13 protein-coding genes and 4 pseudogenes are annotated in these 14,367 nt (G+C 62.6%); 7 read left to right on the top strand and 10 right to left on the bottom strand.

The annotated features are described in order from the left end of the window. Positions 1-54: 54 nt before the first annotated feature. Positions 55-1,065: a LacI family DNA-binding transcriptional regulator gene (locus tag J3P89_RS17500; RefSeq protein ID WP_434695069.1), complete on the bottom strand. Its 1,011-nt coding sequence runs from the start codon at positions 1,063-1,065 to the stop codon at positions 55-57. A 176-nt stretch (positions 1,066-1,241) separates the two neighbouring features. On the opposite strand from J3P89_RS17500, the gene J3P89_RS17495 reads away from it, so the two are divergent. The 3 genes from J3P89_RS17495 (at position 1,242) to J3P89_RS17485 (ending at position 4,923) form a co-directional block, all read left to right on the top strand. Next, positions 1,242-2,417: a Gfo/Idh/MocA family protein gene (locus J3P89_RS17495; protein WP_434695068.1), complete on the top strand. Its 1,176-nt coding sequence runs from the start codon at positions 1,242-1,244 to the stop codon at positions 2,415-2,417. A gap of 59 nt (positions 2,418-2,476) precedes the next feature. Further along, positions 2,477-3,499, top strand: a complete 1,023-nt coding sequence (locus J3P89_RS17490) for a sugar phosphate isomerase/epimerase family protein (RefSeq protein WP_434698025.1) — start codon at positions 2,477-2,479, stop codon at positions 3,497-3,499. A gap of 191 nt (positions 3,500-3,690) precedes the next feature. Further along, complete coding sequence (locus J3P89_RS17485) at positions 3,691-4,923, top strand: nucleoside permease (RefSeq protein ID WP_434695067.1); 1,233 nt, start codon at positions 3,691-3,693, stop codon at positions 4,921-4,923. Between the two features lie 18 nt (positions 4,924-4,941). Here the strand turns inward: J3P89_RS17485 and J3P89_RS17480 are convergent, their stop codons facing one another. Then, complete coding sequence (locus tag J3P89_RS17480) at positions 4,942-5,598, bottom strand: polysaccharide lyase family 7 protein (protein WP_434695066.1); 657 nt, start codon at positions 5,596-5,598, stop codon at positions 4,942-4,944. A 248-nt stretch (positions 5,599-5,846) separates the two neighbouring features. Between J3P89_RS17480 and J3P89_RS17475 the strand changes: the two genes are divergently transcribed. Further along, positions 5,847-6,182 (top strand): hypothetical protein, encoded by a 336-nt coding sequence (locus J3P89_RS17475; protein WP_434568981.1) that lies wholly within the window; start codon positions 5,847-5,849, stop codon positions 6,180-6,182. A gap of 71 nt (positions 6,183-6,253) precedes the next feature. Here J3P89_RS17475 and J3P89_RS17470 read toward each other — a convergent pair whose 3' ends face one another. The 7 genes and pseudogenes from J3P89_RS17470 to J3P89_RS17440 form a co-directional block, all read right to left on the bottom strand. Then, positions 6,254-8,017, bottom strand: coding sequence for an L-lactate permease (locus J3P89_RS17470; protein WP_434568980.1), 1,764 nt, complete (start codon positions 8,015-8,017; stop codon positions 6,254-6,256). Positions 8,018-8,250: 233 nt separating this feature from the next. Continuing rightward, positions 8,251-8,325: pseudogene (locus J3P89_RS17465) on the bottom strand (DUF6124 family protein); the annotation flags it as partial. Between the two features lie 144 nt (positions 8,326-8,469). Continuing rightward, positions 8,470-8,544, bottom strand: a pseudogene (locus tag J3P89_RS17460) (DUF6124 family protein); the annotation flags it as partial. 363 nt (positions 8,545-8,907) lie between these two features. Then, positions 8,908-8,982, bottom strand: a pseudogene (locus J3P89_RS17455) (DUF6124 family protein); the annotation flags it as partial. Between the two features lie 145 nt (positions 8,983-9,127). Continuing rightward, positions 9,128-9,202: pseudogene (locus J3P89_RS17450) on the bottom strand (DUF6124 family protein); the annotation flags it as partial. 150 nt (positions 9,203-9,352) lie between these two features. After that, positions 9,353-9,733 carry a RidA family protein gene (locus J3P89_RS17445; RefSeq protein ID WP_434603794.1) on the bottom strand — a complete coding sequence of 127 codons (381 nt, stop codon included), beginning with the start codon at positions 9,731-9,733 and terminating at the stop codon, positions 9,353-9,355. Positions 9,734-9,843: 110 nt separating this feature from the next. Beyond that, complete coding sequence (locus J3P89_RS17440) at positions 9,844-10,527, bottom strand: SOS response-associated peptidase family protein (RefSeq protein ID WP_434695065.1); 684 nt, start codon at positions 10,525-10,527, stop codon at positions 9,844-9,846. 294 nt (positions 10,528-10,821) lie between these two features. On the opposite strand from J3P89_RS17440, the gene J3P89_RS17435 reads away from it, so the two are divergent. From J3P89_RS17435 to J3P89_RS17425, 3 genes are all read left to right on the top strand, one after another. Continuing rightward, a complete protein-coding gene (locus J3P89_RS17435; protein ID WP_434603800.1) occupies positions 10,822-11,997 on the top strand; it encodes a hypothetical protein in 1,176 nt (391 codons plus the stop codon). Next, positions 11,994-12,719 (top strand): ferritin-like domain-containing protein, encoded by a 726-nt coding sequence (locus tag J3P89_RS17430; RefSeq protein WP_434624627.1) that lies wholly within the window; start codon positions 11,994-11,996, stop codon positions 12,717-12,719. Before J3P89_RS17435 ends, J3P89_RS17430 begins: the two co-directional genes overlap by 4 nt. A 78-nt stretch (positions 12,720-12,797) precedes the next feature. Continuing rightward, positions 12,798-13,064 (top strand): hypothetical protein, encoded by a 267-nt coding sequence (locus J3P89_RS17425; protein WP_434624625.1) that lies wholly within the window; start codon positions 12,798-12,800, stop codon positions 13,062-13,064. 191 nt (positions 13,065-13,255) lie between these two features. On the opposite strand, the gene galE is transcribed toward J3P89_RS17425, so the two are convergent. After that, positions 13,256-14,302, bottom strand: coding sequence for a UDP-glucose 4-epimerase GalE (gene galE / locus J3P89_RS17420; RefSeq protein ID WP_434698024.1), 1,047 nt, complete (start codon positions 14,300-14,302; stop codon positions 13,256-13,258). Positions 14,303-14,367 lie beyond the last annotated feature (65 nt).

The raw sequence follows: 14,367 nt of genomic DNA, 5'->3' as shown, positions 1-14,367 counted from the left end.
TCCACTGTAGTCGAAACGGGCCTGATGGCGAGTCGACAACTCCGATGGGCCTCATCAGGCCATGCTGGAGCCTGGCGCTGCGCTGCTACCGCGTACGGTCAGCTCGAACGGCAACAGCACGTGCCGCTGGGCGATGGGTCTTTCCTCGATCAGGGCGATGAGCATTTCTACGGCTTTGTGACCAAAGGTTTCAGCCGGCTGGGAAATGGTGGTCAGCGGCGGATCGCAATAGGCGGCGAACGGGATGTCGTCAAAACCCACCAGGGAGATGTCCTCGGGCACCCGCAGGCCCGTCTGCTTGATGCGCTTGAGCGCGCCGATGGCCATCTCATCGTTCTCGCAGAACAGCGCGCTGGGACGCTCGGCCAGGGCGAGCATGGCGCTGGCGCCGTCGAAGCCGGCCTTGAGGGTGAAGTCGCCGTGGCAGATCAGCGCGGGGACGATGGCGATGCCGGCGTCTTGCAAGGCGTCCTGGTAACCGGCGACGCGATCGAGGGTCAACGGGCTGCTGCGAGGGCCCTTGATGATGCCGATGCGTCGGTGGCCGAGGCCGATAAGGTGCTCGGTCATGGCGCGGGCGGCGCTGCGGTTGTCCAGGCTGATGGTCGGGTAGGGCGCGTCCTTGACCACTTCGCAGGCATTGACCAGCGGCAACGCGTCGGCGCCGGGCGGCAGTGCGACAAAGGGGTCGCTGGCGCGCAGTTGAATCACCCCGTCGGCCTGGTGGGCGTAGACCAGCGCGGCGAATTCCTGCTCGATGGCTTCGCGGCCCTGGGTATCGCACAGCAGCAATCGATAGCCGGCCGCTTGCGCCGCCTGTTGGGCACCGCTGATGACCCGGGCGAAAAAAGTATTGGCGATCGCCGGCACCAGGATCACCAGGTTGCCGGTACGGCGGGAACGGAACTGCACCGCCATCAGGTTCGGTCGATAACCGGCCTGTGCCACCGCGGCGTTGACCTTGTCGCGGGTTTCCGGCAGCACGCGTTCAGGCGACTTCAGCGTCCTCGACACCGTGGCCACGGAAACACCGGCCAGCCGGGCCACTTCACGGATATTCGACAAGATCACCTCGATTCGGCGCCTGGAGACGCAGGCATGGCCGCGAGCTTACCGCAGGTTCGAAGCCTGACAAATGCTCATCGGCATCTTCCAGGGTTTGACACGAAGCTAAACCAGGCCTAGATTTCCGCTCATGATGTAACCGGTTACATCATCAGTCCGGACAAAAGAGAATCGCGATGAAACCTGCAGCACGAAAAATAAGAATGGGCTTCGTCGGCGGTGGGGAGGGCGCGTTCATCGGCCAGGCCCATCGTCAGGCCGCGGGCCTGGACGGTGGTTTCGAGCTGGTGTGCGGCGCGTTCAGCCGTGACCCGCAGAATAACCGGCAGACCGGAGAAGCCCTGGGGCTGGCCGCGTCCCGCTGTTATCACGACTGGCAGCAAATGCTCGACGCCGAGGCGCTGCTGCCTCTGGACCAGCGCATGGAACTGCTGGTGATCGTCACCCCCAACCATCTCCACGCGCCCATTGCCCGCCAGGCGCTGGCGGCGGGTTTCCATGTGTTCAGCGAAAAGCCCGCGGCACTGAACCTCAAGGAGTTGCTCGCGCTCAGGGACGTGCTGCAGGGCAGCCGTTGTCTCTACGGCCTGGCTCACACCTACCTGGGCTACCCGATGGTCTGGCAGGCCCGGGAGATGGTGCGTTCGGGCGTGATCGGCCAGGTGCGCAAAGTGCTCGTCGAATACCCTCAGGGCTGGCTCAGCCAGGACGTCGCCGCGCAAGGCAACAAACAGGCCGAATGGCGCGACGATCCGGCACAGTCCGGGCTGGGCGGCTGCATTGGTGACATTGGCACCCATGCTTTTTCCTTGGCCGAGTTCGTCGCCGACCAACCGATCCAACAGCTTTGCGCCACGCTGGGCACGCATGTCGCCGGTCGGCAACTGGACGACGACGTGGCGATGTTATTCCAGATGCAACGCGGCGCCAGCGGCGTGTTGCTGGCCAGCCAGGTCTGCACCGGCGAAGAGAACCCGCTGAAGATCCGCGTCTACGGCGACAAAGGCGCCCTGGAGTGGCGCCAGGAACAGCCGTCGAGCCTGATCCATCGCGCCCTCGATCAACCCCTGAGCATCCTGCGTAGCGGGGTTGGCCAGCCGTGGTTGTGCGAGGCCGCAACGCGCCGCATGCGTCTGCCCGCCGGGCATCCCGAGGGTTATCTGGAAGCGATGGCCAACCTCTACGGCGATTTCGCCCGGGCCATTCGCGAACGCGTCGAAGGCCCCGATGTGCCTGGCGTACCCGGCATCGAAATCGGCTTGCGCGGTATGGCGTTCATTGAGGCCGCCATCCTCAATCACCGTGGCGAGGCGAAATGGACCACGCTGAAAACCGGAGAATCGCAGTTGTGAGCACCCCCGACGAAACACCGAGCGGCCTGCGCGGGCCAGCGATTTTCCTGGCGCAGTTCATGTCCGATGAATCGCCGTTCGACACCCTGGCCGACATTGCTCGATGGGCCGCGTCGCAGGGCTACAAGGCGATTCAACTGCCGACCCTCGGCACGCGCTACATCGACCTGGCCCGGGCCGCCGAGAGCCAGGATTATTGCGATGAGCTCAAGGCCGTCTGCGCATCGGCCGGCGTCGAGATCAGCGAGTTGTCGACGCACCTGCAAGGGCAGTTGGTGGCGGTGCACCCGGCATTCGACGCGCTGTTCGACGACTTCGCCCCGGCCCACCTGCGCGGCCAGCCCGAGGCGCGCACCGAGTGGGCCATCGAGCAACTGAAACTCGCCGCCCGTGCCAGCCAACGCCTGGGCCTCAAGGCCCACGCGACGTTTTCCGGTGCGTTGCTGTGGCCTTATATGTACCCGTGGCCGCAACGTCCGTCCGGCCTGGTCGAGCAAGGGTTCGCCGAACTGGCCCGGCGCTGGTTGCCGATCCTCGACTGTTTCAACGCGGCCGGCGTCGACCTGTGCTACGAGATCCACCCCGGCGAAGACCTGCACGACGGCGCCTCGTTCGAGCGTTTCCTCGAAGCCGTCGATCACCATCCACGGGCGGCGATCCTCTACGACCCCAGCCACCTGTTGCTGCAACAGATGGACTACCTGGGCTTCATCGATCGCTACCACGACCGCATCCGCATGTTCCACGTCAAGGACGCCGAATTCCGCCCCGATGCCCGTTCCGGTGTCTACGGCGGCTACCAGGGTTGGGTTGATCGCCCCGGCCGGTTCCGTTCCCTGGGCGATGGGCAGATCGATTTCAAGGCGATCTTCAGCAAGCTGACCCAATACGGCTTCGACGGCTGGGCGGTGCTGGAATGGGAATGCTGCCTGAAGGATTCGCAGCAGGGCGCGGCCGAAGGCGCGGCGTTCATCCAGCGCCACATGATCAGCAAGACCGCCAAGGCGTTCGATGATTTCGCCGGTGTCACGGCGGATGAAGCGTCCAATCGGCGGTTGTTGGGGTTGCCCCCGGAGCAATGACCCCGTGGCGAGGGAGCTTGCTCCCGCTGGGTGGCGAAGCCGCCCCTAACATTGTTCCAGCCGGACCGCGTCGCCTGGATTTACGACTGCTGCGCAGCCGAGCGGGAGCAAGCTCCCTCGCCACAAGGGCAGGGCCACAAAAGCAGGGCACGGCTTTGTTTCACAAGAACAACAATAAAACGGTGACTACCATGACCACGATGAATGCACGCCTGAGCGTGATGATGTTCCTGCAATTCTTTATCTGGGGCGGCTGGTTCGTCACCCTTGGCACGTTCCTGTCCACTACGCTGAGTGCCAGCAGCGGGCAGATCGGCATGGCCTTCGCCACCCAATCCTGGGGCGCGATCATCGCGCCGTTCGTCATCGGCCTGATTGCCGACCGCTACTTCAACGCCGAGCGCATCCTGGCGGTGCTGCACCTGGTGGGCGCGGTGTTGTTGTATCAGCTGTACTCGGCGGCGGATTTCAACGCGTTCTATCCGTACGTGCTGGCCTACATGGTGATCTACATGCCGACCCTGGCCTTGGTCAATTCCGTGGCATTCCGGCAGATGCGCGATCCGGCGCTGGAGTTCTCGCGTATCCGCGTCTGGGGTACGGTCGGCTGGATCGTCGCCGGCGTGGTGATCAGTTTTGTCTTTGCCTGGGATTCACGCGAGGCGATCTCGGCGGGCGGCCTGCGCAATACGTTCCTCATGGCGGCCATCGCCTCGCTGCTCCTTGGGCTCTACAGCTTCACGCTGCCGGGCACCGCGCCGCTCAAGGCGCAGGCGAGCGCTGGCGCCGTCAAGCAGTCGCTGGGGCTCGACGCGTTAGGCCTGCTCAAGGACCGCAGCTACCTGGCGTTTTTCATCGCCTCGATCCTGATCTGCATCCCGTTGGCGTTCTACTACCAGAACGCCAACCCGTTCCTGGCGGAAACCGGCATGACCAACCCGACGGCGAAAATGGCGATCGGGCAGGTATCCGAAGTGCTGTTCATGCTGTTGTTGCCGCTGTTCATCCAGCGCTTCGGTATCAAGCTGGCGCTGTTGGTGGGCATGCTGGCGTGGGCGTTGCGCTACGTGCTGTTCGCCTACGGCGACAACGGCGGGCTGGCGTTCATGCTGTTCACCGGCATTGCGCTGCACGGCATCTGCTACGACTTCTTTTTTGTCTCGGGGCAGATCTACACGGACGCCAAGGCGCCCGCGCACCTGCGCAGCTCGGCCCAGGGGCTGATCACCTTGGCGACGTACGGAGTAGGCATGTTGATCGGTTTCTGGGTGGCGGGGCAGGTGACCGATCACTTTGTGGTGGAAGGCGGCCACGACTGGAAAAGCATCTGGCTGTTCCCGGCCGGTTTTGCCCTGGTGGTATTTGTCTGCTTCCTGCTGACCTTCAGCGGCCGGCAAGCGGTCGTGGCGCCGTCCAAGGCTTGAGTGGGGAAAGAACGCCAGTCACTTGTGGCTGGCGCTCAGTTTGGTGTAGGTCACTTTTCCGCCTTCACTGGTGCTGCCCTTGTTATCCAAGGTGTAGACGCCGGCCTTGAAGTAGAAATCGTAGCCTTGCCAGGACTTGTCCAGTTTCACCTGTTTGCCACTGCTGCCGATCAGCACCGACAGTTGGCCTTGCTTGTCCATTTGCAGCGTGTAGGAGAACGATTTGTTCAACGGCACCTTGGGCACGGTCATGATCACCGGGCTTTTTTTGTCCTTGGGCTTGAAGCGGTATTCCACGTCGATATTGCCGACGCCCTTTTCATAGCGATAAACCAGTTTCAACAACGGCGTCGGCGCCTCCTTGGCGTGAATCTGCGCCACCACCACACGGCCTTCCGAAGGCACCTGGTTCACCGACAATTCTCCCTTGAGAGTGTTGGTGCCGCTGCTGTAGCGCCAGTTGCGATGTTTCCCGTCTTTGCTGGTTTCCCGCAGTTCGGAACGCGGGTAATCGCTGTTACCGGTATGGGAGCCGGTGACAGGCGCCCAGAAGATGATCCTCTGGCCGTTATTGTCGAAATACTTGTTGTTCAGACTCGGCATGGCTTTGGTCGCCACGACCTGCGCGGGCGTTTGTACCGGCAGGGTAACGCTCCAGACAGTCACGTCAATCATGATGAAATCCTCCAGCGGGACCGGCCGTATCTGGCGGTCTTCAAGACAATGAATTGCCTTCCGTGGCGTAGTTTTCATGCTATCGACGGGAGTCTGTTTCGCTGGAGGCCCAACTGACGGATGGCTCTGCGATGAGCCTCTCGGGCCCGTAATTGGGGAGAGATGACGTTGTGTCTTTTTGTTGCTGATCGGTTAGAGTACGCGCCGCCCGGGAGACGGATCCCGGGCGTTTTCCCATGGAGCATCAAATGAAACAATTCAGCAAAGTTGTCGCCTGCGCACTGTTCGGCCTGGTCCTGGCGGGTTGCACCGGCACCCCGATGAAAACCCAGCAATACGACAGCAGCCAATACACCGTGGTTGGCCACAGTGAAGCCAAGGCCACCGGCCTGCTGCTGTTCGGCGTGATCCCGATCCGCCAGAACAACCGTTTCGTGCGCGCCCAGACCGCCGCGATCAAGGCCAAGGGCGGCGACGCCATGATCAACACCCAAGTCCAGGAAAACTGGTTCTGGGCCTGGGTCCTGACCGGCTACACCACTTCGGTGTCCGGTGATGTGGTCAAGCTGAAGAACGTTCAGTAAGTCCGACCAGGTAAGTCCGCCCGTGGCGAGGGAGCAAGCTCCCTCGCCACAAAAGCTGGTTCATTTCCAGGTTACTTTCCTCCCACCACCATGTGACTGAAAGGCTCGACATACGCCTGCAACGTCACCAGCCCGCCCACCAGAATCGCCAGCACCACCGAGTGGAAAAACACGTAGCGCAGGATTTCCCCTTCGTGGCCGTACCAGCGGGTCGCGGTGGAGGCGACCACGATCGATTGGGCGTCCACCATCTTGCCCATCACCCCGCCGGAGCTGTTGGCGGCGGCCATCAACACCGGGCTGATTCCCAACTGCTCTGCCGTGACCCGTTGCAAACCGCCGAACAGCACGTTGGACGCCGTGTCCGAACCGGTCAGCGCCACGCCGAGCCAGCCCAGCAGCGTGCCGAACATCGGGTAGAAGATGCCCGTCGCGGCAAACGCCAGGCCCATGGTCGCGTCCAGGCCCGAATAACGGGTGAGAAAGCCCAACGCCAACATGGCGACAATGGTGATCAGCGAATAGCGCACCACCCACAGCGTTCGCAGGTATTGGCGCGCCAGTTGCGGGATCGAATAGCCCATCAGCAAGCCGCCGAGAATAGCCGCCAGGAAGATGCCGCTGCCGGTGGCGGTAAACCAGTTGAACTTGTAGACCGCTTCCTCGGTTTTCGGCTGGGGCACCACCGGCGGGACCTTTTCGATCTGCTGGTGGATGGTGCCGAAGGTCAACAGCGGCGAGAAGATCGGATTCGCCTCGCGCATTGGCTTGCCCTGGGGATCGAGCCTGGCCGATTGGGTCTGCGGGTCGATGGCCGGGCGGGTGTCGAACAGATTCTTGAAGCCCTGGGTGCCCCAGGCAAACACGAAGACCGTGAGGATGATCCACGGCATCCACGCCCGCAGCACGGCGGGGCGGTTGTCGCTGGCGAAGGCGCCGCTGGCCACCGGCGTCTGTTGCTCGCTGGGGTCGATCTTCGAATCATCGTGCCGGCCTGACAACGCCGCCGAGGTATGCACCGTGGCCGGTTTCCAGACCTTGAGGAAACCGGTCAGGCAGGCCATGGAAATCAGCGCGGCAATCACGTCCACCAGCATCGGGCCGTGGTAGTTCGATACCAGGAACTGCGGGATGGCGAAGCTGACGCCGGCCACCAGGATCGCCGGCCAGACTTCGAGCATCTTGCGCCAACCGGCAAATGCCCAGATCAGCCAGAACGGCACGATCACCGAGAAAAACGGCAACTGCCGGCCGACCATCATCGACAGCTCCATTTCATCCAGCCCGGTGACCTTGGCGAGCGTGATGATCGGCGTACCCAGCGCGCCGAACGCCACTGGCGCAGTGTTGGCGATCAGCGCCAGGCCCGAGGCGGCGAGGGGCGAAAAGCCCAGCCCGATCAGGATCGCCCCGGTCACCGCCACTGGCGTGCCGAAGCCCGCCGCGCCCTCGAAGAAGGCACCGAAACAGAAGGCGATCAGCAGCAATTGCAGACGCCGATCGTCGGTGATGCGCGCCAGGGAATCCTGCAGGACCTTGAACGAACCGTTCTCGGTGGTCAGCCGGTGCAGGAAGATGATGTTGAGCACGATCCAGCCGATGGGCAGCAGGCCGTTGGCCGCACCATAAAGGGCCGCCGAACCGGCCATGTCGGCGGGCATGCCGAAGGCGAAAATTGCGATGAGCAGCGCCGAGGCCAGGGCGTACAACGCCGCCAGGTGCGCCTTGACATGAAAGAACGCCAGGGCCGCCAGCATCACCACCACCGGAACCGCCGCCAGGAGCGTCGACAGCACCGCATTACCGAAGGGATCGTAGACTTGTTGCCAGACCATGTTCCACCTCTGCTTTTTATTGTTGGAAGTGCAGGCCCCGGGGGGGATTGGCAGAGAAGTATAGGCGGGGATTTGGTAAGCGATTGCCTGCCAACCCCCCGTGGCGAGGGAGCTTGCTCCCGCTGGGTGGCGAAGCCGCCCCAAAAATTTCTGCCTTGGCGAAAAGCTTGGGCCTGCTGCGCAGGCCAGCGGGAGCAAGCTCCCTCGCCACAGGGGGAACTGTGCAACGGCGGCTAGCGGGCCTCGACGTTATCCAGCGCGCGGTTCGCCAGCAGCCCGCTCAGCTCGATCAGCTGCTGGATGCCCAGCTTTAACAACCCCGTGGCGAGGGAGCTTGCTCCCGCTGGGTGGCGAAGCCGCCCCAAAAATTTCTGTCTTGGCAAAAAGCTTGGGCCTGCTGCGCAGGCCAGCGGGAGCAAGCTCCCTCGCCACAGGGAGCTGTGCAACGGCGGCTAGCGGGCCTCGACGTTATCCAGAGCGCGGTTCGCCAGCAGCCCGCTCAGCTCGATCAGTTGCTGGATGCCCAGCTTTAACAACCCCGTGGCGAGGGAGCTTGCTCCCGCTGGGTGGCGAAGCCGCCCCAAAAATTTCTGCCTTGGCAAAAAGCTTGGGCCTGCTGCGCAGGCCAGCGGGAGCAAGCTCCCTCGCCACAGGGAGCTGTGCAACGGCGGCTAGCGGGCCTCGACGTTATCCAGCGCGCGGTTCGCCAGCAGCCCGCTCAGCTCGATCAGCTGCTCGATGCCCAGCTTTAACAACCCCGTGGCGAGGGAGCTTGCTCCCGCTGGTTGGCGAAGCCGCCCCAAAAATTTCTGCCTTGGCAAAAAGCTTGGGCCTGCTGCGCAGGCCAGCGGGAGCAAGCTCCCTCGCCACAGGGAGCTGTGCAACGGCGGCTAGCGGGCCTCGACGTTATCCAGCGCGCGGTTCGCCAGCAGCCCGCTCAGCTCGATCAGTTGCTGGATGCCCAGCTTTAACAACCCCGTGGCGAGGGAGCTTGCTCCCGCTGGTTGGCGAAGCCGCCCCAAAAATTTCTGCCCTGGCAAAAAAGCTTGGGCCTGCTGCGCAGGCCAGCGGGAGCAAGCTCCCTCGCCACAGGGAGCTGTGCAACGGCGGCTAGCGGGCCTCGACGTTATCCAGCGCGCGGTTCGCCAGCAGCCCGCTCAGCTCGATCAGTTGCTGGATGCCCAGCTTTAACAACCCCGTGGCGAGGGAGCTTGCTCCCGCTGGGTGGCGAAGCCGCCCCAAAAATTTCTGCCTTGGCAAAAAAGCTTGGGCCTGCTGCGCAGGCCAGCGGGAGCAAGCTCCCTCGCCACGAGGCTGATTCGTAAGACCGTGCGCTCAGCCCTTCGCCGCCATCGCCGTCACTTCCACTTTCATGCCTTCCACCGCCAGCGCCGCCACGCCCACCGCGGCGCGCACCGGCCAGGGCTTGGCGAAGAAGCGTTTGTAGACTTCATTGAAAGCCGCGCGATCGGCCATGTCGGTCAGGTAGATGGTCAAGTGCAACACGCGGTCCATGGAGCTGCCGGCGCGTTCGAGGGCGCTCTTGAGCGCCTGCAACGTGCATTCGCTCTGCGCCGTGATGTCGCCCAGCTCCAGGCTGCCGTCGGCGCGGGTCGGGATCTGGGTGGAAACCAGCAGGCCGCCGAAACCGGCGACGTCGGAGGAGATGGAGTCTGCGTCCGGGTCGGGGGTGAACGTGATGTCTTGGTTCGCCATGGAAGTCTCGTGCTCGAAAAGAAAGGAGGCCAGTCGCGTCAAAACGACTGACCTGCCAGTTTAACGCCGATCTTCGGGCTGTCAGCCACTTCCTCCGGTTCGAGCCGCCGTCACCGTCGGCCCTGGACCATTCGCTTGGCGGTCAGCACGTGCTCCAGTTGCGGTTCGGCGACCGCTACGTGGGCGGCCATGTCGCGGGCCTGTTCCCAATCCAGCTCCGGGCGCAACCATTCGAGGGCGTTCTCGCCGGTGAAGGCCAGCAGTCGCTGCTGTTGATTGACCATGTCGCCGTAGGTCACCAGGGCCAGCCCGTCACAGCCGTTGGGCGTTTCACTGGCCTGGGCCAGGGCGGCGAGGAAGATCGGTGAGGATTGCCGCGACGTCGTATAGCTCAGGCGCTTGGACTGGGCGTGCGCGCCAGTCTCCACGGCGGCTTCGTACCAGCCATCCACCGCCACCAGGACGCGACCGTCGCGCTTGATCCGGTCGAACACCTTGGAGCGCATCACCAGGTGCAAGGGCAGGTGGGTCAGCGGCGGCATCGTGCCCATCGACCACACGGGCGACCACCCCCAGCGCACCTTGATGCACTCCAGGCGCCCGCCACGGTTGCGTATGGCGCTGACCTGCATGTTCGGCTTGATCACGCTTTGTCGCTCATGCAGCGCGGGCTCCGCCGCAGCGTGAAGGCTGTCGGCGGACAAGCTTGATGGGTTGGCACCGAAGGGGTCGCGCTGGGCAAAAAACGCCAGGGAATCCTTGGAAGAAACGGGCTGAACGAAACATTCACACATCGCGAAAACTCCAGGCAGATATTGACTACAACCCGCCGTTGAAGCCGCAAAAAACGAGTCGTCTTCAGTCGGTTGCGGCGGTGTTATGTAGCTCCGAGCCGACGCGCCAAAGCTTGGTTCGAAAATCCTTATCGTCACCGGATGAGCGGAAAATCAAGCGGCATTTCATCCACTTATACGACCGCTCATCGTCTGCACGGAGAGCCGCGCAATTTCCCAAGGTCGTTCGTTTTGTCCCCGCTGCTGTTGTATCGACGGCGTATCGCGAGGCCTCTGATGAAGGAGAAATGACCCATGACCAAAATCGACAACCTGCTGGATAACAAAGGGACGCCGCTGGACAAGCAGACGTTTACCTGGCGTGACCTGGCCGGCAAACCCATCAGCAAACTGGATGACGATGCGTTCACGCGAGTGCGGGTGATCCTGATGAACGGCGTCGAATCCGACGCGCTGCGCCTCAAGCATTTCGGCGCGCGTTTCCACAAGGAATTGCAACTGCCCCTGGCCCAGGTAAGGCGCGCCGAGCAGCATCAGATGACCGCGATAAACTGGCTGCTGTCGGCTGATCATTCGCCGCTTGAAACCACCGTGGCCTACGAACAGGTCGCCATCGAAGTGACTGCCGCCGTCGCCCAGAACGAGCCCGACCCTTATCAGGCGCAGACCTATCGTTTCGGCCTGCTGGAAGATTTCGACCACCTCTATCGTTACTCGGCCATGCTTGATCGGTTGGAAGGCAAAGACGCCAACAACATCCTGCAAGGCTATACGGACATCGTGCCCGGCCGGCCCACCAGCGAGCACCACCGTGCCCCCGGCGATGACCTGCGCGACAACTACAAGAAGGAGAACGCCGCGCTGATCACCAAGATCCATGCGGCGCTGATCACCGGTGCGGAATACCAGACCCACGATTACTACATGAACATCGGCCCGCTGTTTGCCGACCCGGTGGCGCGCGCGTTGTATGCCGAAATCGCCTCGGTGGAAGAGCAGCATGTCACCCAATATGGCTCGTTGCAGGACCCCAGCGAAACCTTCATGGAGAAGTGGCTGGTGCATGAAGCGATGGAGGTCTACACCTACGCCAGTTGCGCCGAGCAGGAAGAAAATCCACGGATCAAGGCTATGTGGGAACGCTTCGTCGACTACGAGCTGGGGCACTTGAACCTGGCTTGCGAATTGTTCAAGAAGTACGAGCGACGCGACCCCGCCGAGGTGCTCAGCGGCCAGTTGCCGCGCATGATCGAGTTCAAGAGCCAGCGCGATTTTGTCCGTGAGACGCTGTCCCGGGAAGTGGATTTGCGAGCCCACGGCATCGACTACGTGCCCAAGGAACGCGAAGGCCACGCTTCCCTCGACTACCGCGCCCAGCTCAACAGCGAAGGCGTGCCTGCCAACATCGTCTCCGCCGGCTACACCTTCAAGCCCGGCACCGAACTCAACCCAGTGGGAGAACAGCAATGAGCGAACGCCAAGTCACCATCGGCATGAATCGTACCGGCGTCCAGATGTCTCCCGAAGACACCGCTCGCCAACTGGAAGCCACCCGTCTGTTTCCGGCGGATGTGCCGGGCGACGTGAGCGCCTACACGGCAGAACGCGAGCGCGCCATTCGCGAGGCCGACCTGATCGGCTCGGTACCGGCACCGGGTTCGGTCAAAGGCGTGGTCAAGACCGCACTGGACAAAACCATCGGCAAGGCGCCCGAAGTGCTGCTGGACAAGCTCGGCGAACGCCTGGCCTTCGAGCGCACCGGCGTGCGCCTGTATGAGGCGATGGTCGCCAAGGCCACAGCCGCGCCCGGGGCTGATCCGGCGTTGGTAGAGACCTTGCGGCAGATCCAGGCCGAGGAGCTCGAACACATGAACATCGTGCGCGAAGCCATCGAAACCCTTGGCGGCGACCCGACCGCGATGACGCCATGCGCGGACGTGGCAGGAGTCAAGGCGATGGGCGTGCTGCAAGTATTGACCGACCCACGCACGACCGTTTCCCAGTCGATGAGCGCGATCCTGACCATCGAGTTGGAAGACAACGCTGCCTGGGAGTTGCTGATCGAGCTGGCGAAGAAGGGCGGTCATCCATTGATCGCCAAGCGCTTCGGCCATGCCCTGGAACAGGAGGAAACGCACCTGGCCACGGTGCGCGACTTCATCAGGCAAGACCTGCTCGCGCAAGTGAGTTGAGGCTTGTTTCACTGCGGGCTCCACCCTGTTTTTTCCGGGGTGGAGCCCTTGGCTCGAACTTTTGAAGGACACCCGCCCGTGAGTGAAACCGACCTTGAGATGGAATTGAAAGCCTGGCGGCTGTTGCTGGAAGACGATGCATATCGCCTGGACTTTCCCGAAGATTATTACGACACGTTGATCCGGCGCGCGGATGAATTGGTGTTGCATGAATTGATCAGTCTGGAGGATTGGCAATTGCTCAAGGACGCGGCGGACCAGGCTTACCAACTGACGGTTGAAATGCTGGCGCGTAATCAGCGCGATTGTCTGAGTGTGCAGGGGATGCGCTTGCCTCGAGCTTGATTTTCGTTGCGCCGAGGTTTGGTGGGTATATCCATTTATTTGTAGCTGCTGCTTATGGTTTCGCCCTTACGGCGAGTCACTTTCACGCTTTTTGAAAGTGACTCGCCGTAAGGGCGAAACCATAAGCAGCCACCAAAAAAACGGATATGCCCCCAATCCAAACCCACCCGTGCGTCCTAAACCAAATCAACTCACCCTTGCTCAATACTCCGCAACACCACCTCCCGCGGCTCGACCCGAGGAAAATTCAGGCGCTGCCAGCGCCAGGCATCCTCCAACATGCGCTCAAGCCCATGATGTGCAGTCCAGCCCAACTGCTCGGCTGCCTTGCCCGGATCCGCCCAGCACCGCGCAATGTCTCCCGGACGACGCGCTTCAAAAGCCAGCGGCACCTTCGCTCCGGTCGCCCGCTCGAAAGCACTGACCACCTCCAGCACCGAATAACCACGCCCGGTGCCCAGGTTCCAGACGTGCACACCCGTCTGTTCGCGCAGGAATGCCAGAGCCTGCAAGTGCCCCTCGGCCAGATCCACCACATGCACATAATCCCTGATCCCGGTGCCATCCGGCGTCGGGTAGTCGGAGCCGAAAATCCGCAGCGCCTCGCGCTCGCCGTTGGCCACCTGCAACAGGTACGGCAAAAGGTTGTTGGGGGTCTGCGTCGGCGTCTCTCCCAGCAGCCCTGAACAATGCGCGCCGATCGGATTGAAGTAGCGCAGCAAGCCGATCGACCAGCGGGCGTCGGAGGCGGCGGTGCTGCGCATGACGTGTTCGGCCATCAGTTTCGACTGGCCGTACGGGTTGGTCGGCTGCCCGGTCGGGCAGGTTTCGGCGATGGGCATCTGGGCGCAATCGCCATAGACCGTCGCCGATGAACTGAACACCAGGTTGAACACGCCGGCTTGCGCCATCGCCTGGCACAGCGTCACGCTGCCGCTGACGTTCGTATCGAAATACCTCAGCGGCTCACGCACGCTTTCACCCACAGCCTTGAGCCCGGCGCAGTGGACGACGGCCTCGATGGGGTACTCCCTGAAGACCTTGTCCAGTGCGCGACGGCTTCTCACGTCGGCATGGACAAAAACCGGCTCCCGCCCCGTCACGTCCGATATGCGCTGCACGGTTGCCCGGGAGCTGTTGCACAGGTTGTCGAGGATCACCACCTCGTCGCCCTGGTTCATCAACTCGACCGCCACATGGGCGCCGATATAACCCGCACCACCTGTCACCAGAATCATCATTCAGTCCCCCTCGATTATCCCTGTCCTGGTGTCTCTTGGACGAGACACTCGGCGTTGTCCGG

The organism is Pseudomonas sp. Z1-14, from assembly GCF_051132005.1.
Classification (GTDB): domain Bacteria; phylum Pseudomonadota; class Gammaproteobacteria; order Pseudomonadales; family Pseudomonadaceae; genus Aquipseudomonas.
The sequence above is the reverse complement of the archived record's forward strand: the minus strand, read 5'-3'. Positions and strand labels throughout refer to the sequence as shown.

Coding starts and splice junctions, on each gene's coding strand:
- galE (WP_434698024.1), bottom strand. CDS start 14,302: ATGATTCTGGTGACAGGTGGTGCGGGTTATATCGGCGCCCATGTGGCG.
- J3P89_RS17440 (WP_434695065.1), bottom strand. CDS start 10,527: ATGTGTGAATGTTTCGTTCAGCCCGTTTCTTCCAAGGATTCCCTGGCG.
- J3P89_RS17475 (WP_434568981.1), top strand. CDS start 5,847: ATGAAACAATTCAGCAAAGTTGTCGCCTGCGCACTGTTCGGCCTGGTC.
- J3P89_RS17490 (WP_434698025.1), top strand. CDS start 2,477: ATGTCCGATGAATCGCCGTTCGACACCCTGGCCGACATTGCTCGATGG.
- J3P89_RS17470 (WP_434568980.1), bottom strand. CDS start 8,017: ATGGTCTGGCAACAAGTCTACGATCCCTTCGGTAATGCGGTGCTGTCG.
- J3P89_RS17435 (WP_434603800.1), top strand. CDS start 10,822: ATGACCAAAATCGACAACCTGCTGGATAACAAAGGGACGCCGCTGGAC.
- J3P89_RS17495 (WP_434695068.1), top strand. CDS start 1,242: ATGAAACCTGCAGCACGAAAAATAAGAATGGGCTTCGTCGGCGGTGGG.
- J3P89_RS17480 (WP_434695066.1), bottom strand. CDS start 5,598: ATGATTGACGTGACTGTCTGGAGCGTTACCCTGCCGGTACAAACGCCC.
- J3P89_RS17485 (WP_434695067.1), top strand. CDS start 3,691: ATGACCACGATGAATGCACGCCTGAGCGTGATGATGTTCCTGCAATTC.
- J3P89_RS17445 (WP_434603794.1), bottom strand. CDS start 9,733: ATGGCGAACCAAGACATCACGTTCACCCCCGACCCGGACGCAGACTCC.
- J3P89_RS17430 (WP_434624627.1), top strand. CDS start 11,994: ATGAGCGAACGCCAAGTCACCATCGGCATGAATCGTACCGGCGTCCAG.